Below are 18,876 nucleotides of genomic sequence, written 5' to 3'. Positions count from 1 at the left end.
CTGCACTCGAAATAAGTGCGGCCGCGCCGTTTTCAAGACCCCGAAGACGATGCGGCCATTAAATTTTTTCAATCGGCGGGACGCCCGGCTTCGCCCGCGGCGTCAGCCTTCGCGCGGGCCGCGGCGACGGCCGCCTCGAACTGCGCGAGCCCGTGCCGGCTGGTCGCCCGGCCGAGCTTCCTGACGCGCCGAAAGAACAACCAGGTCGGCACGCCGTGCAGCGCGAAGCGCCGCGCGAGCGCGCGATGTTCGTAGGCGTCGCCATGGAACCATTCGAGGCCGAGCGCGCGGATCGCGTCAGGGTTCGCGAGCATCGCCTTCTTCGCGATTTCGCAGTTGAAGCAGTCGGCGCCGCGAGCCAAGCCCCCTTGGGGGCGCCCCAGAAGGACACGGCGGCGAGCGCATCGCCCGCGCTCGCGAGCCCGGCGTCGAAATTCGCGGCATCCAGCGCCCGCATGTCGAACGCCGCGAACGCCGCCGCGTCGACGCCCGTGCCCGCCATCGCCGCCGCTTACTTCGACTGCGCGACCGTCACGAGCGCCGGACGCAGCACGCGGTCGGCGATCGTGTACCCCTTTTGCAGCACGGCGACGACCGTGTTCGGCTCCTGGTCGGCCGGCACCATCGAAATCGCCTGGTGCAGATGCGGATCGAACTTCTCGCCGACCGGATTGAGCGCCGCGACACGGCCCTTCTCGAGCGCACTCGCCAGTTGGCGCAGCGTCAGCTCGACGCCTTCGCGGACCTTCGCGAGATCGCCGGACGTATCGCCGAGCGCCGCCTCGAGGCTGTCGAGCACGGGCAGCAGGTTTTCGGCGAAGCCCTCGATCGCGAACTTGTGCGCCTTCGCGACGTCATCCTGCGCGCGGCGGCGCACGTTTTCGGTTTCCGCCTTCGCGCGCAGGAAGCTTTCCTGCAACTCGGCGATCTTGGCTTGAGCCTCGGCGAGCGCGGCTTCGGCAGCCGACGCCGCGTTTTCCACGGCCTGCGCCTCGCGACCGGTTTCTTCAGTCGTTTGGTCAGTCGGGTTCTCTTGCGTGTTTTCCATATCGCTAGAAAGTCGGTTTAGAGGTTAAAGCCAAAACGGCAACCGGTTCCGCGCTTTTGCGGGCAAACGGCCGGCGCCGCACAATATCGGTGCAAATGGGGCCCGGGGCGGCAAATTCAAGAGGAGTTTCCGCAAGAATCGCGCCCCCGGCGAAGGCATCGCGCCGCATTGCGGTGCGATGCGGCCGCGCGTCGCGAATTCGGGCCGAAACGGCCTGTAACAACCCTTACCGACCGTTCGCTGGATCGCACCAATGCGCTGAACTACACTTCCATCAGGCGTGTCGCGGAGCACGTATACCCTACCCCGACAGTCGCCCGACACCGGACCAGAGGCCCTTTCACCCGTCTTCTCGAGGGGAGTACCGTGAAACTGACCTTCGCTATCTCGGCAGTCGCGCTGGTACTCATCGCCGGCACGACGACCATCTGCCTATCGGGCGCCGTCACCGAACGGACGACCGAATACGGCAGCGCACGCGCGACGTTCGATCAGCTATTCAGTTCTCATTCGAAAATCTGTCGATGACGCGGCGGTCCCGCTTCGTCGGCCGCCCGTGCAACTGCGCCGCCGGCTCGCGGAAATGCCGGCGCCGCTCGAGTTCCGCGAGACGCTTCTCCCGCCCCGCTTCCGTCTCCGCGTAGAGCGTCTGCGCGACGCTCGCGGGCCCGCGCACGTCGCACACGCCGAGCACGTCGACCTCCCAGACGACGCCTTCGATCGTCACGTCGACCCGATCGCCGACGCGCACCTCCTTCGCCGGCTTGACGGCCGCGCCGCCGATCCTCACCCGCCCTTTTTCGACGGCGTCGGCCGCGAGCGAACGGGTCTTGAAAAAGCGCGCGGCCCAGAGCCACTTGTCGATGCGCAGCCGCGCGCCGGGTTCGGTCGATATCTTGAAATTCATGGCGGTCAGCTCACGGCCTCCGGTGCCGGCGCCGCGCGCACCGGCCAGCCTTGCAGGTTTTCGGCGGCGATCTCGCCGAGCGCCGAGATCCATGCGCGCGACGCATTCAGGCACGGAATCCGGTGAAACTCCTTGCCGCCGCCGTACAGGAACTCGCCGCGCCCCTCGATCCCGATTTCCTCGATCGTCTCGAGGCAGTCGGCGGTGAAGCCCGGGCAGAACACGTCCGTGCGGCGCACGCCCGCCGCGCCCAGCTCCCTGAGCGTCGGCGCGGTATAGGGCTGCAGCCACTCGGCCTTGCCGAAGCGCGACTGGAACGTGACCCGGCACTCGAACGTCGTCAGGCCGAGCGCGGACATCAGCAGCGCGGCCGTCTGCTGGCATTGGTCGTGGTACGGATCGCCGAGATCGAGCGTGCGCTTCGGCACGCCGTGAAAGCTCAGCACGAGCTTGTCGCCCGAATCGAACGCGGGCCGGCCGTGCACCGCCCAATAGTGGCGAACCTGCTCGGCAAGCGCGTGAATGTAGGCCGGATGGTCCGCGTAGTGGCGCACGGTGCGAATCTCGGGCTGGTTGCGCATCCGGCCGAGCGCGGCGAACGCCGCGTCAAACGCGGTGGCCGTCGTCGACGCCGAATATTGCGGGTACATCGGCAGCAGCAGCACGCGCTCAGCGCCCGCGCGCTTGAGCTGCGCGAGCACGTCGGCGATGCTCGGCGTGCCGTAGCGCATCGCGTACTCGACGATCACCCGGTAGCCGTTCGCCGCGAAGAGCGGCCGCACGCTTTCGACCTGGCGCTCCGTATGCACGCGCAGCGGCGAGCCTTCGGACAGCCAGACGGCCGCGTACTTCTTCGCGGACGCGCGGCTGCGCAGCGGCAGGATCAGCGTGCGCAGGAGAGCCTGCCAGACGAGCTGCGGGATCTCGACGACCCGCGGATCGGACAGGAATTGCGCGAGATAGCGGCGCACCGCGCGCGGCGTCGGCTCGTCGGGCGTGCCGAGATTGACGAGCAGCACGGCGACGCGGTGGGCGGCCGACGCGTGCGACGGCGGTTCGAGGTCAAAACGCATGGAAAGAGCGTGCCTGGGCACCGAATCGAACGACACTCATTATAGCGGGGCGGCCCGGGGCCACCAGTCGGCCGTCCGGCCGATTGCACGGCGAGCGGCGCGCCGGCACGATGGCGGTGACGGATTCGAGCGAGGGGAAAACGGCGTCGGATGCCGCAAAAGTATGACGAAACGGCAATGAAACGCGGACGGAACCGGTTACTGCTGGCTGAGCGTCATCGACAGGAGGCGCGCGGTGATGTCGACGATCGGAATCACGCGGTTGTAGGCCATCCGCGTCGGGCCGATCACGCCGAGCGTGCCGACGATCTTGCCGTTGACCTCGTACGGCGCCGTCACGACGCTCATCTCGTCGATCGGCACGAGCGTCGATTCGCCGCCGATGAAGATCTGCACGCCCTGCGCGTGGCTCGACACGTCGAGCAGTTGCAGCAGGCTCGTCTTCTGGTCGAATACGTCGAACAGCTTGCGCAGCCGCGCCATGTCGGACGACAGATCCGCCACTTCGAGCAGGTTGCGCTCGCCGGAAATCAGCACGGTTTCCTCGTCGTCGGCCTCCTCGGTGCTCGCCGTGACGGCCGCGTGCATCAGCGCCGTCATGTCGCCGCGCAGCTCGTCGATTTCCTCGCGCAGCCGGCGGCGCACCTCGTCGAACGACAGGCCGGCGAAGTGCGCGTTGATGTAGTTCGACGCCTCGGTGAGCTGCGCGGGCGTGTAGTCGCGCTGCGTCGCGATCATGCGGTTCTGCACGTCGCCTTCGGGCGTCACGATGATGAGGAGTATCCGCTTGTCCGACAGGCGCAGGAATTCGATCTGCTTGAACACGTGGCTGCGGCGCGGCGTCAGCACGACGCCCGCGAACTGCGACAGGTTCGACAACACGCTCGCCGCGGCCGCGACGACCTTCTGCTGCGGCTCGCCCGCCTGCAGCGTGGTCTGCACGAGCCGCGTGACGGCGTCGGCATCGATCGGCGACTCGACGGTCAGCATCGTGTCGACGAACAGGCGATAGCCGCGCGGCGTCGGCACGCGCCCCGCCGACGTGTGAGGGCTCGACACGAGGCCGAGCTCCTCCAGGTCGGACATCACGTTGCGGATCGTCGCCGGGCTCAGCTCGAGCCCGGAATAACGAGACAACGTGCGCGATCCGACCGGCTGACCGTCGGCGATATACCGCTCGATCAGGGTCTTGAGGAGGGTTCGTGCGCGTGGATCTAGCATGACGGAAAATTTTAGCGCAACCGGGCGGCGCCCGCGAGCATCCCGTGCGCGCCGCCCGCTTGCCCCGCTTGCCCCGCTTGCACCCGCTTGCACCCGCTTGCGACCGGCTTGCGACCGCCCTTGGCCCGTTTTGCCGCCCCCCGGGCCGGCGAGCGGTTCTTTTCGTCATCGAGCTATGGTGTAATGCCGGCATGAAAATCGGCCACCAATTCCATACCGTCGCGCTCGTCGGACGCAGCAACACGCCCGGCATCGCCGAGCCGCTCGTGTCGCTGGCCGCGTGCATCGCGAAGCGCGGCTTCGAAGTCGTGTTCGAGGCGGACACGGCGCAGGCGATCGGCAGCGCGGGCTACCCGGCGCTCACGCCCGCCGAGATCGGCGCGCGCGCCGACGTCGCGGTCGTGCTGGGCGGCGACGGCACGATGCTCGGCATCGGCCGCCAGCTCGCGCCGTACAAGACGCCGCTCATCGGCATCAACCACGGCCGGCTCGGCTTCATCACCGACATCCCGGCGTCCGACATGCAGGAAGTCGTGCCGATGATGCTCGCGGGCAGCTACGAGCGCGAGGAACGCACGCTGCTCGAGTCGAGGATCGTGCGCAGCGGTGAGCCGATCTACCACGCGCTCGCGTTCAACGACGTCGTCGTCAACCGCAGCGGCTTCTCCGGCATGGCCGAGCTGCGCGTGTCGGTCGACGGCCGGTTCATGTACAACCAGCGCTCGGACGGCCTCATCGTCGCGACGCCGACGGGCTCGACCGCATACGCGCTGTCGTCGCAGGGGCCGATCCTGCATCCGCAGCTGCAGGGGATCGTACTGGTGCCGATCGCGCCGCACGCGCTGTCGAACCGGCCGATCGTGCTGCCGGACGATTCGAAGATCGCGATCCAGATCATCGGCGGGCGCGACGTGAACGTGAACTTCGACATGCAATCGTTCACCGCACTCGAGCTGAACGACACGATCGAGGTGCGCCGCTCGAAGCACACGGTGCCGTTCCTGCATCCCGTCGGCTACAGCTACTACGCGACGCTGCGCAAGAAGCTGCACTGGAACGAACACCCGTCGAGCGAAGAAGAAGACGACGACGCATAAGTCCTGACGCCATCCTCCGACGACACCCATGCTCCGCCACCTCTCGATCCGCGACTTCGTCATCGTCGCCGCGCTCGATCTCGAATTCGACAGCGGCTTCACAGTTTTCTCAGGCGAAACGGGCGCCGGCAAATCGATCCTGATCGACGCGCTCGCGCTCGCGCTCGGCGAGCGCGCCGACGCGAGCGTCGTGCGCACCGGCAGCAGCCGCGCCGACATCAGCGCCGAATTCACGCCGCACGACCGCGTCGTGCGCTGGCTCGACGAGCACGCGTTCGACGCCGACGACACGGTAATGCTGCGGCGCGTCGTCGACGCGGGCGGCCGCTCGCGCGCGTTCATCAACGGCACGAGCGCGACGCTCGCGCAGCTGCGCGAAGTGGGCGAGATGCTCGTCGACATACACGGCCAGCACGCGCATCAGTTGCTGATGCGCGCCGACGCGCAGCGCGAGCTGTTCGACACGCACTCGGGGCTCGTCGCCGACGCAGGCGCGGTCGCGCGCGGCTACCGCGCGTGGCGCGACGCGACGCAGGCGATCGACGCCGCGCAAGCGCACGAGCGCGAGCGCCAGCTCGAGCGCGAAAAGCTCGCGTGGCAGCTCGCCGAGCTCGACAAGCTCGCGCCGCAGCCGGGCGAATGGGCCGAGATCAGCGCCGAACACAAGCGCCTCACGCATTCGGCGAACCTGATCGACGGCGTGCAGGGCGCGCTCGACGCGATCTCCGAATCGGACGACGCGATGCTCACGCAACTGGGCGCGATCGTATCGAAGCTCAGAAGCCTCGCCGAGTACGATCCCGCGCTCAACGACGCGCTCGCGTCGCTCGAGCCGGCCGAGATCCAGTTGCAGGAGGCGTCGTACTCGCTGTCGCACTATGCGCAGCGGCTCGACCTCGATCCGGATCGGCTCGCGCAGGTCGAAACGCGGCTCGACGCGCTGCACTCGACCGCGCGCAAGTTCCGGCTGCCGCCCGAGACGCTGCACGACGAGCACGAAGCGCGCCGCGCGCAGCTCGCCGAGCTCGACGCCGCCGCCGATCTGAGCGCGCTGCAGGCGATCGCCGGCAAGGCGAAGGAAGCGTATCTCGCTGACGCGAGGAAGCTGTCGAAGGCGCGCGCGCAGGCCGCGAAGGCGCTCGGCGCGGCGGTGACGACGGGCATGCAGGAATTGTCGATGGCGGGCGGGAGCTTCGAGGTCGCGCTCGTGCCGCTCGCCGAAGGCGGCGCGCACGGGCTCGAGCAGGTCGAGTTCCGCGTCGCGGGCCACGCGGGCGTGCCGCTGCGGCCGCTCGCGAAGGTCGCGTCGGGCGGCGAGCTCGCGCGGATCAGCTTGGCGCTCGCGGTGATCGCGAGCGCGGCGAGCCCGACGCCGACGCTCATCTTCGACGAAGTCGACACGGGCATCGGCGGCGGCGTCGCCGAGGTGGTCGGGCGGCTGCTGCATCAGCTCGGGCAGATGCGGCAGGTGCTGTGCGTCACGCACCTGCCGCAGGTCGCGGCGCGCGGCGACCAGCATTTCCAGGTCGCGAAGGGACACGACGGCGCAGGCGGCACCGTGTCGACGGTCGTGCCGCTCGACCGCGCGAACCGGATCGAGGAAGTCGCGCGGATGCTCGGCGGCCTCGAAATCACCGCGACGACGCGCAAGCACGCAAAGGAGATGCTGACCGCGTGACGCGGCGGCGTGCATGCCGGCCGCGACGGAACCCGCGCGGCGCGGCTGCGGTCGCGGTCGCGGTTGGCGGTTGGCGGTTGGCGGTTGGCGGTTGGCGGTTGGCGGTTGGCGGTTGGCGGTTGGCGGTTGGCGGCTGGCGGCTGGCGGCTGGCGGCTGGCGGCTGGCGGCTGGCGGTTGGCGGTTGGCGGTTGGCGGTTGGCGGCTGGCGGCTGGCGGCAAGCAGTCAATCAGTTCGCCATTCTGTCCGGCGAGCGATTCACCTCCGCCATCAGTTGAGATCTTTAACCGGCCTCAGCACACGAAATTCCTGACACGTCCGGCTGTCTCCATCTCCGTTTCCGCAGCTCAGCCACAGCTACAGCCGCGGACATCGTCGGCGCCCCAGCGCATCGCTGCGCCCCTCCGGCGCACCCGGACAAATCGCGCGACAATCGGCGCACGGCGGCGCCGGCGAGTTCGCCCGGCGTCGCGAGCGTCGGGCAGCGGCCGCGCGCAAGCGCCTTCTCGTCTTTCTCGTCTTTCTCGTCTTTCTCGTCTTTCTCGTCCCTCCGCCCTTCCCACCACCTGCTACCCGCTCCCCGCTACGCCCCGAACACGCGATTCCACAGCGCGGCCACCGCGTCCCGCTCGGCCGCGACCCGCTCCGGCTCGACGCGCGCCTTCTCCATCCCGTCGAGCCGCAGCCGGTGCTGCAGCCTCCGGTAGATCCGGTAGGCGGCGCCGACCGTCTCCGCTTCCTCCTCGCTCATCAGCCCGAAGCGCGACACCTCGCGCAGCAGCGCGATATTGCCGGTGTTGCGAATCATCTCCGGATGGCGCGCCGCGTGCAGCAGCACCCAGTACTGGACGATGAACTCGATGTCGACCATCCCGCCGCGGTCGTGCTTCAGATCGAACAGCTCGCTCGTGTTCGGATGCCCGGCGAACACCTTGTCGCGCATCCCGACGATCTCGGTCGCGAGCACCGCCGCGTCGCGCGGCGTCGTCAGCACCTGCACGCGGATCGCCTCGAACGCCGCGCCGATCCGCGCGTCGCCCGCGCTGTAGCGCGCGCGCGTGAGCGCCTGGTGCTCCCACACCCACGCGGTGTTCGCCGCGTCGCCCTCGCGCAACTGGTAGCGGCGGAACGCGTCGAGATCGGTGACGAGCAGCCCCGCCTCGCCGTTCGGCCGCAGCCGCAGGTCGATGTCGAACAGCGTGCCCGCGCCCGTCGCGGTGGTGAGCCACGTGATCAGGCGCCGCGTGAACGTCGTGTAGACGTCCGCCGCGCGCTCGTCCGGATCGTCGTACAGGAAAATCAGGTCGAGATCGGACGCGTAGCCGAGCTCCTTGCCGCCGAGCTTGCCGTACGCGATCACCGCGAAACGCGGCGTGTCGCAGTGCCGCTTCGCGAGCTGCGCCCAGACGACGCCGATCGTCACGTCGAGCATCGCGTCGGCGAGTTCCGACAGGCGGTCGCTCACGTGCTCGACCGACAGCTTGCCCGCCAGATCGAGCAGCAGAATCCGGAACACTTCGGCCTGGTGCGCGTGGCGCAACAGATCCATCTGGTGCTCGGCGCCGTCGGCGGCGGCGAGCCGCTTGCGCAGCGCGTCCTTGAACGCCGGCCAGTCGAACGGGCTCGCAATCGCTTCGTCGTCGAGCAGCTCGTCGAGCAATTGCGGGTGGCGGATCAGGTAGCCGCCGCCCCAGCGCGTCGCGCCGAGCACCGACAGCACCCGCTGCAACGCCGCCGGATATTCGGTCAGGAGCGCGAGATACGCGCCGCGCCGGCCGACGGTCTCGAGCAGGTCGAAGCAGCGCACCACGGTCTCGTCGCGATGCGCGGCGTCGATGCGCGGCGCCGCCTCGAGCGCGCGCTGCGCGACGCGGTCGAAGCGCACACGGCTCGATTCCGGCAGCCCCGTGTAGCGCGACGAGCGCCACACCGCCTGCAGCCGCGCGAGCACCGCCGCCGGATCGGCGAAGCCGAGCTCGGCCAGGCGCGCGGCGAGCGCGTCGTCGGCGCCGTCGTCGGCGAGCGCGCCGCTCCAGATGCAGCCCGCCGCGCCGCCTTCGTCCGCGCCGCGCTTGCCGCCGCCCGCCTTGTCGGCGAACACCTGGTCGAACTGCGCCTCGACGAACGCGCGGTGCCGGTCGAGCTCCGCCGCGAGCGCCGCGTAATCGGCGAACCCGAGCGACGCCGCGAGCGCCGCGCGCTCGGCCGGATCGACGGGCATCGCATGCGTCTGCGCGTCGTTCCGGTATTGCAGCCGGTGCTCGAGCGTGCGCAGGAACAGATAGGCGTCGGCGAGGCCCGCGCGCACGTCTTCCGCGATCAGGCCGCTCGCGCTCGCGTGGCGCAGCACGGCGAGCGTCGGGCGCACCCGGAAGCCCGCGTCCTGCCCGCCGCGAATCAGCTGGAACACCTGCGCGCTGAACTCGATCTCGCGAATCCCGCCGCGGCCGAGCTTGATGTCGTCGGCCTTGTCGGGCCGCATCGTCGCGCGCCGCCGCGCCTCCTGCCGGATCTGCTCGTGCAGCGACCGGATCGCGCCGATCACGCCGAAATCGAGATAGCGCCGGTAGACGAACGGCTTGACGATCGCGTCGAGCTGCTGCGCGAGGCGGCGCGCGGCGGCGCTTTCGCGCTCGGTCACGAGCCGGCCCTTGATCCACGCATAGCGCTCCCACTCGCGCCCCTGCACGTAGAAGTACTCCTCGAGCATGCCGAGGCTGCAAACGAGCGGGCCGGAATCGCCGTTCGGGCGCAGCCGCATGTCGACGCGAAACACGTAGCCGTCGGCGGTCGCCTCGGACAGCACGCCGATCAGGCGCCGGCCGAGCCGCGTGAAGAACTCGTGCGCGGAGATCGGCGCGCGGGCGCCGCCCGCCGTCTCGCCGTCGTCCTCGTAGACGAAGATCAAGTCGATGTCCGACGATACGTTCAGCTCGCGGCCGCCGAGCTTGCCCATCCCGACGACGCCGAGCGCGAGCCGCTCGCCCGACGGGCCGCGGGGCTCCCCGTACAGCGCCTCGAGCTCGGCCGACAGCAGCGCGAGCGAGCGCTGGATCGCGGCCTCCGCGAGGTCCGTCATCGCGCCCGTGACTTCGGCGACATCGGCGCGCCCCGACAGGTCGCGCTCGGCGATCGCGCCGAACGCCTCGGCGCGCAGCTGCCGCAGCGCCTTTTTCAACGCGTCCTCGGACGGCGGCTGGCCGCCTTCGGCGAGCAGCGCGTCGAGGCGCGAATCGAGCGCCGCGCGGGCGACGGGCGCAGCCGCCCACGCGGCGATGCGCGCGGCGAGCGCCGGCCGCGCCGCGACCGCGCGGGCGAGATAGTGCGAGTAGGAAAGGGACGGCAGGTCGGAAGCGTCGGTCATCGTCGAACGCGCGTGGCGCGGTGAAAGGCCGCGGGCCGCCGCGCGCCGGCGGCGCACGGAGCCGGCGCGCGCGGCCGGCCGGACAGCCCGCAACGGCGGCGTCGCGAAAGCCGCCTGCGGGAACCCGTGTGATACATTTGAACGTCAGTTCGCAAAACTACCATACCGCCGCCCCTTCGCCGCATGTCCGACCGTCAGGATTCCGCCGCAACGACCGAAGCCGGACCTCCGCAGCACCATCACCCGGTCCTGCGTCGCGTGTTCAAGGGCTTGCTGGCGATCGCGCTTGCCGCCTACTTCGTCGCGGCCGCCGCCTTCCTCGGGCTGCGCTACGTGCTGCTGCCGCGCATCGACGAGTACCGCCCGCGGATCGAAGCCTTCGTGTCGCAAAAGCTGCACGCCGAGCTGCGGATCGGCCGGCTCGCGCCGCACTGGTCGGGAATGCAGCCGGGCGTCGACATCAGCGAGCTGACGATCCGCGGCCGCGACGGCCGCGTCGCGCTGTCGGTGCCGCACGCGACGGCCGCGCTGTCGTGGCGCTCGCTCGCGCGCCTCGCGCCGACGCTGTCGAGCCTCATCGTCGACGACCCCGACCTTCTGACCGAGCGCCGCGCGGACGGCTCGCTCTTCGTCGCGGGCGTCGCGGTGCCGACGACGAAGACGGGCGCGGACGACACGTTCAGCGCGTGGCTGCTGAAACAGGAGGCGATCGTGCTGCGCGGCGGCACGCTGCGCTGGCGCGACGCGCAGCACGACGCGCCCGAGCTCGCGCTGAAAGGCATCCGGATCGCGGTGCTCAACGACGGAATCGTCCACCGGATCGCGCTGCAGGCGCCCGCGAACGGCACGCTGTTCCAGGGCCCGCTCGACTTTCGCGCGCGTTTCGTCCACAAGGCGCTCGCGCCGGTCGGCAAGCCGTCGAACTGGACGGGCGACGCGTACCTGTCGACGGGCCCCGTCGACCTGCCGACGCTCGCGCGCTACGTGAACATTCGCCTCACCGCCTACGCGGGCCGGATCGACAACGCGATCTGGGCGCATTTCGGCGACGGCCATCTGTACCGCGCGGGCGGCGAGCTGCGCGGCTACGACGTCGCGCTGCGCGTGCGCCCGACGCAGCCGCGGCTCGACATCCCCGTCGCGCGCTTCGGCTGGGATCTCGCGATCGAGCCGAAGCGCGACTACACGCTGCACCTGTCGCGGCTGCACGCGGAGCTCGGCCAGCCGCCGCTGCCCGACGGCACGCCGATCTCGCGCGCGCTCGCGCTGCACACGCTGACCGCGCGCTACCGCGTGCCGAGCGTCGACGAGGGCCAGTTGCTGAGCGTGTCCGGCGACCGCGTCGATCTCGGCATCCTCGCCGAATTCATCCGCGGGCTGCCGCTTCCGGCGCGGCTGCGCAACGAGCTCGTGCGCTTCGATCCGCGCGGGCTTGTTGCAAACTACACGATCGAGGTCGAGCGCGCGAAGCCGGCGAGCCCCGCGTTCGTCGACCAGGAGCGCCAGAGCGGCACCACCCCGATCATCCGCTACCGGTTCCAGGGCGATCTGCAGGGAATCAGTTTCGAGGCGCAGGAGCCGCCGCCCGGGCTGTCGCCGCACGGCCACCCGCGCGCGGGGATTCCGGGCGTCGAGAACCTGTGGGGCCACGTCGACGCGGACGAGAAAGGCGGCGCGGCGAGCTTCGACACCGTCGACGCGGCCGTCACGGTGCCCGGCGTGTTCGACGAGCCGCGCCTCGCGTTCGACCGTCTGCGCGGCCGCGCGAACTGGACGGTCACGCCGGCGCCGGGCGAGCGGCACGCGCGGGTCGACGTCGCGGTGCCCGAGTTCCACGTCGAGAACGCCGACGCGGCGATCGCAGTCGCGGGCAGCTACGCGAACCCCGGCCACGGCCGCGGCTCGCTCGACCTGAAGGCCGACTTCGAGCGCGCGGCCGTCGCGCGCATCACCCGCTACCTGCCGACGAGCCTGTCCGACCACCTGCGCCTCTACCTCGGCCACGCGCTGCAGGCGGGCCAGGTGAAGAAAGGCGCGACGATCGTCGCGAAGGGCCCGCTCGAGACGTTCCCGTACGAGCACGATCCGAAGGCGGGCGTGTTCCACATCGTCGCGCCGTTTTCGGGCGGCCGGTTCGAGCCGACGCCGCAGCCGCCGCGCACGCTCGCGAACGGCACGCCGAACGTGTGGCCCGCGCTCGACGGCATCGACGGCGTGTTCGAGCTCGCGCAGAACAAGCTGCGCTTCGACATCGGCCGCGCGCGCTACAAGGGCGTCGCGCTCACGAAGGTGACGGGGCGCATCGACGACCTCGGCAATCCGACGCATTCGCCGCTCGTGATCGAGGGCCGCGCGCACGGCCCGCTCGCCGATCTGCTCGACTACGCGAACCACAGCGCGGTTGCCGGGATGACGGGCCACGTCGGCAACCTCGTGCGCGCGCAGGGCCCCGCGACGCTCGCGCTCAAGCTGACGATCCCGCAGCATGTTCCGCATCCGCACGTCGGCGTCGACGCCGCGCTCGGCTTCGCCGGCAACACGCTCGAGGCCGACGGCGTGCCGCCCGTCACGCGGCTGCGCGGCAATCTCCGCTTCACCGATCACACGGCGAGCGTCGACCGGTTGACCGCACGCTTTCTCGGCGGCGACGTGCGCGCGAGCGGCGCGCTGTCGGCGAACGGCCGCTATGCGTTCGACGTCGACGGCCGCCTGTCGCTCGACGCCGCGCGCGGGCTGAACCTGCGCGGTGCGGCGGCGGCCGCGCTCGAGCGCGTCGTCGGCGACGCGCCGTACCAGATCGCCGTGCGCGGCGCGAAGGGCGGCCTGCCCGACATCACCGCGAACTCGGATCTGACGGGCGTCGCGCTCGAGTTCCCCGCGCCGTTCGCGAAGCCGGCCGGCACGCCGATGCCGTTCAGCTTCGCGCTCGCGCCCGAGCCGCAGGCGGGCGGCAAGCCGCTCGAGCGCGCGGACCTGAAGCTCGGCCCGCTCGCGGCGACCTACCTGCTCGACATCGAGCGCGGGCAGCCGGTGCGCGCGGTGCGCGGCGCGGTCGGGATGAACCGGATGCCCGACATGCCGCAGGAAGGCGTGAGCGCGGCGATCGACGTGCACGAGCTCGACGCCGACGCGTGGCAAACGTTCGCGCAGGGCTTCGGCAAGTCCGCGCACGCGCGCGAGAAGCCGGCCGCGTCGCCCGTCGATCTCGCGAGCTTCGCGCCGAAGCGCTTCGCGCTGCACTTCGGCACGCTGAAGCTGCTCAAGCGCAACTGGGAGAACGTGATCGTCGGCGCGTCGCACATCGACGATCTGTGGCAGGCGAACATCGCGTCGAACCAGGTGTCGGGCTACCTGTCGTGGGCGCCGGGCGGCGGCCCGACGGGCGCGGGCGTGCTGAGCGCGCGGCTCGCGAAGCTCGTGATCCCGCAGAGCGCCGAGCACGATCTCGTCGGCCGCGCGATCGATCTGCCGACGCCCACCAATCACGCGATGCCGGCGATCGATCTCGTCGTCGATCAGGTCGTCGCGCGCGGCCACGACATCGGCCGGCTCGAAGTCGACGCGCGCAACATCGACGAGAACGGCATCCCCGTCTGGCAGCTCGACAAGCTCGAGCTCGCGAATCCGGCCGCCAAGCTCACCGCGACCGCGAACTGGCGCACGTCGCGGCGCGCGCTCGCGCGCGGCGCCGGCGAGGACGACGCGCCGCGCCGCACGGTATTCGACTTCACGCTCGCGATCGACGACGCGGGCGCCCTGCTCGACCGCGTCGGCCTGCCGCGCACGGTCGCGAACGGGCGCGGCACGCTGTCGGGCAAGGTCGCGTGGCGCGGCGGCCCGACCGCGATCGACTATCCGACGCTGAACGGCCGCCTGTCGCTCGACCTCGCGCACGGCCAGATCCTGAAGGTCGATCCGGGCGCGGCGAAGCTGCTCGGCGTGCTGAGCCTGCAGGGCCTCGCGCGCTTCCTGACGCTCGATTTCCGCGACGTGATCGGCAAGGGCCTGCCGTTCGAGACGATCACCGGCACCGGCCGGATCGACAACGGCATCGCGCTTACGCAGGATTTCGAAATGAAGACGTCGCCCGCGAAGGTGACGGTGACGGGCTCCGTCGACCTCGCGCACGAAACGCAGGACCTGAACGCGCACGTCGCGCCGAAGGTCAGCGCGAGCGCGGCCGCGATCGGCGCGGCGATCGTCAATCCGTTCCTCGGCCTCGGCGTGCTCGCCGCGAATCTCGCGCTGTCCGAGACGCTCGCGCACGCGTTCGCGGTGGACTACGCGATCACGGGCTCGTGGGCGCATCCGCACATCGAGCGTGTCGGCGGCGATCGGGGTAAGATGGGCTACGCGCCCGCGGCCGCCGACCACTGACGCGGCCGCCGGGCCCGCACCCTTTTTTCGGCAACCGAATCCGTCATGACCGATCGCCACGCCTTAGCCTCGCCGTTTCGGGTCGCCGCGCTGCAAATGGTCAGCACGCCCGATCTCGAGCGCAACCTCGCCGACGCCGGCCGGCTGATCGCCGACGCGGCGGGCTCGGGCGCGCGGCTCGTGCTGCTGCCCGAGTATTTCTGCTTCATGGGCCACCGCGACACCGACAAGCTCGCGCTCGCCGAACCGTATCGGGATGGCCCGATCCAGCGCTTTCTCGCCGATCACGCGAAAGAGCACGGGGTCTGGGTGATCGGCGGCACGCTGCCGCTTTGCGCGCCCGAGCCGTCGCGCGTGCTGAACACGACGCTCGTGTTCGACCCGTCCGGCCGCGAGGCCGCCCGCTACGACAAGATCCACCTGTTCAACTTCGAGAAGGGCGACGAATCGTTCGACGAGGCGCGCACGATCCGCGCGGGCGACGCGGTGCGCACGTTCGACGCGCCGCTCGGCCGGGTCGGCCTGTCGGTCTGCTACGATCTGCGCTTTCCGGAGCTGTACCGGCAGATGGGCGACTGCGCGATGATCGTCGTGCCGTCGGCGTTCACGTACACGACGGGCCGCGCGCACTGGGAGACGCTGTTGCGGGCCCGCGCGGTCGAGAATCAATGCTATGTGCTCGCCGCCGCGCAAGGCGGCAAGCACGAGAACGGCCGCCGTACGTGGGGCCACAGCATGCTCGTCGATCCGTGGGGCGAAATCGTCGCGGTGCGCGACGAAGGCGCGGGCGTCGTCGCGGGCGAAATCGATCCCGCGCGGATCGCCGACGTGCGGCAGAGCCTGCCCGCGTGGCGGCACCGCGTGCTCGCATGAGCGCCGCGGCGTCGCTCAGCCGCCATTGAAAGACGGCCGCCGCGATCCATCTACCGGAAAGAAAGCGCGTCCGACAACCGTTTCAGAAATTGAGAATCCCCGAATCCGCATGAACATCATCGAACCCGGCATCCGCAATCTCGCGCTCGCGAAGGACATCCTGCTCACGCCGTACGGCCTCGACGAGAGCCTTCTCACGCGCACGCTCGCCGACATCTTCACGCATCGCGTCGACTACGCGGACCTATACTTCCAGGCCACCCGCAGCGAAGCGTGGAGCCTCGAGGAAGGCATCGTCAAATCGGGCAGCTTCAGCATCGACCAGGGCGTCGGCGTGCGCGCGGTCGCGGGCGAGCGCACCGCGTTCGCGTATTCGGACGACCTGTCGCCCGACGCGATCCTCCAGGCGGCCGCCGCGACGAAGGCGATCGCCGCCGCGGGCGGCGGCAAGCAGAAGATCCGCGTCGCATCGTCGCTGAAGGGCGTGTCGGGCCGCGACCTGTACCTGCCCGCCGATCCGCTCGCGTCGCTCGACGCGACCGCGAAGGTGAAGCTCCTCGAGCGCGTCGAGCAAATGGCGCGCGGCCGCGACCCGCGGATCAAGCAGGTGATGGCGGGCCTCGCGGGCGAATACGACGTCGTGCTCGTCGCGCGCAGCGACGGCGCGCTCGCGGCTGACATCCGCCCGCTCGTGCGCGTGTCGGTGACGGTGATCGCCGAGCAGAACGGCCGTCGCGAGATCGGCTCCGGCGGCGGCGGCGGCCGCTTCGACTACGGCTACTTCACCGATGAAGTCCTGTCGCGCTACGTCGACGACGCGGTGCACGCGGCGCTCGTGAACCTCGATGCGCGCCCCGCGCCGGCCGGCGCGATGACGGTCGTGCTCGGGCCGGGCTGGCCGGGCGTGCTGCTGCACGAGGCGATCGGCCACGGCCTCGAGGGCGACTTCAACCGCAAGGGCTCGTCGGCGTTCGCGGGCCGCATCGGCGAGCAGGTCGCCGCGAAGGGCGTGACCGTCGTCGACGACGGCACGCTGCCGAACCGCCGCGGCTCGCTCAACATCGACGACGAAGGCAACCCGACGCAGTGCACGACCCTCATCGAGGACGGCATCCTGAAGGGCTACATCCAGGACACGCTGAACGCGCGCCTGATGAAGATGCCCGTCACCGGCAACGCGCGGCGCGAATCGTACGCGGCGCTGCCGATGCCGCGCATGACGAACACGTACATGCTGAACGGCGACAAGGACCCGCAGGAGATCATCGAATCGGTCAAGCACGGCCTCTACGCGGTGAACTTCGGCGGCGGCCAGGTCGACATCACGAACGGCAAGTTCGTGTTCTCGGCGTCCGAGGCGTACATGATCGAGGACGGCAAGATCACGTATCCGGTGAAGGGCGCGACGCTGATCGGCAGCGGCCCGGAATCGCTCAAGTACGTGAGCATGATCGGCAACGACATGAAGCTCGACACGGGCGTCGGCGTGTGCGGCAAGGAGGGGCAGAGCGTGCCCGTCGGCGTCGGCCAGCCGACGCTGCGGCTCGACAACATGACGGTCGGCGGCACCGCGTCGTAATGCGGTATTGCCGCATCGCGGCGCAGACAATTCGCGCAAATCGACGACATTGCGCGGATTGCCCGCATTTTTAGAGTCACAGGATTGCCAGCCGCGCCCCGACCGGGTATAAATCTCGTTCTCGTATCGCTTCATTGATGAGCCGCATTTCCGCCATGTCCGCAAAGTTTTACTTTTACTTTTTTTGGCATCTCAGGCCGCTGGCGGATCGAGAGGAGTGATGGCGCGCGAAGCGCAACCGAATTCCCGAAAAACCGCCGGCGAACCCGGCGGTTTTTTTTCGCCCCGCCGGTTCGCGACAGCGGCAGACGAATCGATCCACCGGCTTTCCCGAATCACCCGAATTGTCGAATTGAACAGCTAGCCGCACCCGCGTACGCCGGGCGGCGCCCCGAACCGGAGAACCCAAGCATGCCCCCGCACAATACCGACGACGTCCGCATCCGAGAACTCAAGGAGCTGATTCCGCCCGCGCACCTGATCCGCGAATTCGCGCTGAGCGAAGCGGTGTCGGAGCTCATCTACAACTCGCGCCAGGCGATGCACCGAATCCTGCACGGGATGGACGACCGCCTCATCGTCATCATCGGGCCGTGCTCGATCCACGACACGAAGGCCGCGCTCGAATACGCGGGCCGGCTCGTCAAGGAGCGCGAGCGCTTCAAGAGCGAACTCGAGATCGTGATGCGCGTGTACTTCGAAAAGCCGCGCACGACGGTGGGCTGGAAGGGGCTCATCAACGATCCGCACCTCGACAACAGCTTCAAGATCAACGACGGCCTGCGCACCGCGCGCGAGCTGCTGCTGCAGATCAACGAGATGGGGCTGCCCGCCGGCACCGAATACCTCGACATGATCAGCCCGCAGTACATCGCCGATCTGATCTCGTGGGGCGCGATCGGCGCGCGCACGACCGAATCGCAGGTGCACCGCGAGCTCGCGTCGGGGCTGTCGTGCCCGGTCGGCTTCAAGAACGGCACCGACGGCAACGTGAAGATCGCGGTCGACGCGATCAAGGCCGCATCGCAGCCGCACCATTTCCTGTCGGTGACGAAGGGCGGCCACTCGGCGATCGTGTCGACGGCCGGCAACGAGGATTGCCACGTGATCCTGCGCGGCGGCAAGGCGCCGAACTACGACGCGGACAGCGTGAACGCCGCTTGCACGGACATCGGCAAGGCCGGCCTCGCCGCGCGCTTGATGATCGACGCGAGCCACGCGAACAGCTCGAAGAAGCACGAGAACCAGATTCCGGTCTGCGCGGACATCGGCCGGCAGATCGGCGCGGGCGACGAGCGGATCGTCGGCGTGATGGTCGAGTCGCATCTCGTCGAAGGCCGCCAGGAGCTGAAGGAAGGCTCCCCGCTCACGTACGGCCAGAGCATCACCGACGCGTGCATCAACTGGGACGACAGCGTGAAGGTGCTCGAAGGCCTCGCCGAAGCGGTGAAGGCGCGGCGCGTCTCGCGCGGCAGCGGGAACTGAGCGCGGCGGGCGTTGCCGCGCGACGGTTCGGTTCGTTCGGTTCGTTCGGTTCGTTCGGTTCGTTCGGTTCGTTCGGTTCGTTCGGGCCGCGGTTCGCGGCCCGATGCTCGCGGCCCGCGCTTCGCGCCATATTCTCGGTGCGTCGTCCGCGTGCGCCGTCGCACGCGAGACGTGA

Annotated in this window: 12 protein-coding genes and 1 pseudogene; 7 read left to right on the top strand and 6 right to left on the bottom strand. The window is 69.8% G+C overall.

Annotated features, from left to right (window positions below):
- Positions 1–68: 68 nt before the first annotated feature.
- Together X946_RS24970 and grpE are read right to left on the bottom strand one after the other, a co-directional pair.
- Positions 69–502 (bottom strand): annotated as a pseudogene (locus X946_RS24970) (thioredoxin family protein).
- 9 nt (positions 503–511) lie between these two features.
- The gene (grpE, locus tag X946_RS24965; protein WP_038753328.1) at positions 512–1,048 is read right to left on the bottom strand and encodes a nucleotide exchange factor GrpE; all 537 of its coding nucleotides are present in this window, start codon (positions 1,046–1,048) and stop codon (positions 512–514) included.
- 366 nt (positions 1,049–1,414) lie between these two features.
- Here grpE and X946_RS35785 point away from each other — a divergent pair, with 366 nt between their 5' ends.
- On the top strand, positions 1,415–1,576 hold the full coding sequence (locus X946_RS35785; protein ID WP_162836178.1) for a hypothetical protein: 162 nt from the start codon (positions 1,415–1,417) through the stop codon (positions 1,574–1,576).
- On the opposite strand, the gene X946_RS24960 is transcribed toward X946_RS35785, so the two are convergent.
- The 3 genes from X946_RS24960 to hrcA all read right to left on the bottom strand — a co-directional run bounded on the left by X946_RS24960 (position 1,548) and on the right by hrcA (position 4,249).
- Positions 1,548–1,955, bottom strand: coding sequence for an RNA-binding S4 domain-containing protein (locus tag X946_RS24960; RefSeq protein ID WP_038753327.1), 408 nt, complete (start codon positions 1,953–1,955; stop codon positions 1,548–1,550). The two genes, X946_RS35785 and X946_RS24960, sit on opposite strands and share 29 nt — an antisense overlap.
- Before the next feature lie 5 nt (positions 1,956–1,960).
- Positions 1,961–3,028, bottom strand: coding sequence for a ferrochelatase (gene hemH, locus X946_RS24955; protein WP_038753326.1), 1,068 nt, complete (start codon positions 3,026–3,028; stop codon positions 1,961–1,963).
- Between the two features lie 198 nt (positions 3,029–3,226).
- Positions 3,227–4,249 (bottom strand): heat-inducible transcriptional repressor HrcA, encoded by a 1,023-nt coding sequence (hrcA, locus tag X946_RS24950; protein ID WP_038753325.1) that lies wholly within the window; start codon positions 4,247–4,249, stop codon positions 3,227–3,229.
- A 191-nt stretch (positions 4,250–4,440) separates the two neighbouring features.
- Between hrcA and X946_RS24945 the strand changes: the two genes are divergently transcribed.
- Positions 4,441–5,346, top strand: a complete 906-nt coding sequence (locus X946_RS24945) for an NAD kinase (RefSeq protein ID WP_038753324.1) — start codon at positions 4,441–4,443, stop codon at positions 5,344–5,346.
- A 28-nt stretch (positions 5,347–5,374) separates the two neighbouring features.
- Positions 5,375–7,024: a DNA repair protein RecN gene (recN, locus tag X946_RS24940; RefSeq protein ID WP_038753323.1), complete on the top strand. Its 1,650-nt coding sequence runs from the start codon at positions 5,375–5,377 to the stop codon at positions 7,022–7,024.
- A 582-nt stretch (positions 7,025–7,606) separates the two neighbouring features.
- Here the strand turns inward: recN and glnE are convergent.
- A complete protein-coding gene (gene glnE / locus X946_RS24935; protein WP_038753322.1) occupies positions 7,607–10,387 on the bottom strand; it encodes a bifunctional [glutamate--ammonia ligase]-adenylyl-L-tyrosine phosphorylase/[glutamate--ammonia-ligase] adenylyltransferase in 2,781 nt (926 codons plus the stop codon).
- A gap of 183 nt (positions 10,388–10,570) precedes the next feature.
- Between glnE and X946_RS24930 the strand changes: the two genes are divergently transcribed.
- From X946_RS24930 to aroG, 4 genes are all read left to right on the top strand, one after another.
- Positions 10,571–14,764, top strand: a complete 4,194-nt coding sequence (locus X946_RS24930; protein WP_038753321.1) for a YhdP family phospholipid transporter — start codon at positions 10,571–10,573, stop codon at positions 14,762–14,764.
- A 45-nt stretch (positions 14,765–14,809) separates the two neighbouring features.
- Entirely contained in the window at positions 14,810–15,637 is an 828-nt protein-coding gene (locus X946_RS24925) for a carbon-nitrogen hydrolase family protein (RefSeq protein WP_038753320.1), read from the top strand.
- A 109-nt stretch (positions 15,638–15,746) separates the two neighbouring features.
- Positions 15,747–17,216 (top strand): metalloprotease TldD, encoded by a 1,470-nt coding sequence (tldD, locus tag X946_RS24920; RefSeq protein ID WP_038753319.1) that lies wholly within the window; start codon positions 15,747–15,749, stop codon positions 17,214–17,216.
- A gap of 411 nt (positions 17,217–17,627) precedes the next feature.
- The gene (gene aroG, locus X946_RS24915; protein WP_038753318.1) at positions 17,628–18,701 is read left to right on the top strand and encodes a 3-deoxy-7-phosphoheptulonate synthase AroG; all 1,074 of its coding nucleotides are present in this window, start codon (positions 17,628–17,630) and stop codon (positions 18,699–18,701) included.
- The last annotated feature ends 175 nt before the right edge of the window (positions 18,702–18,876 follow it).

It is taken from the genome of Burkholderia sp. ABCPW 111, assembly GCF_000773065.1.
GTDB lineage: Bacteria > Pseudomonadota > Gammaproteobacteria > Burkholderiales > Burkholderiaceae > Burkholderia > Burkholderia savannae.
This window is presented reverse-complemented; position numbering and strand designations above follow the sequence as displayed.

Excerpts from the sequence above, each read along its gene's own strand:
- hemH (WP_038753326.1), bottom strand. The coding sequence starts at position 3,028 with ATGCGTTTTGACCTCGAACCGCCGTCGCACGCGTCGGCCGCCCACCGC.
- X946_RS24930 (WP_038753321.1), top strand. The coding sequence starts at position 10,571 with ATGTCCGACCGTCAGGATTCCGCCGCAACGACCGAAGCCGGACCTCCG.
- hrcA (WP_038753325.1), bottom strand. The coding sequence starts at position 4,249 with ATGCTAGATCCACGCGCACGAACCCTCCTCAAGACCCTGATCGAGCGG.
- X946_RS24925 (WP_038753320.1), top strand. The coding sequence starts at position 14,810 with ATGACCGATCGCCACGCCTTAGCCTCGCCGTTTCGGGTCGCCGCGCTG.
- grpE (WP_038753328.1), bottom strand. The coding sequence starts at position 1,048 with ATGGAAAACACGCAAGAGAACCCGACTGACCAAACGACTGAAGAAACC.
- glnE (WP_038753322.1), bottom strand. The coding sequence starts at position 10,387 with ATGACCGACGCTTCCGACCTGCCGTCCCTTTCCTACTCGCACTATCTC.
- recN (WP_038753323.1), top strand. The coding sequence starts at position 5,375 with ATGCTCCGCCACCTCTCGATCCGCGACTTCGTCATCGTCGCCGCGCTC.
- aroG (WP_038753318.1), top strand. The coding sequence starts at position 17,628 with ATGCCCCCGCACAATACCGACGACGTCCGCATCCGAGAACTCAAGGAG.
- tldD (WP_038753319.1), top strand. The coding sequence starts at position 15,747 with ATGAACATCATCGAACCCGGCATCCGCAATCTCGCGCTCGCGAAGGAC.
- X946_RS24945 (WP_038753324.1), top strand. The coding sequence starts at position 4,441 with ATGAAAATCGGCCACCAATTCCATACCGTCGCGCTCGTCGGACGCAGC.
- X946_RS24960 (WP_038753327.1), bottom strand. The coding sequence starts at position 1,955 with ATGAATTTCAAGATATCGACCGAACCCGGCGCGCGGCTGCGCATCGAC.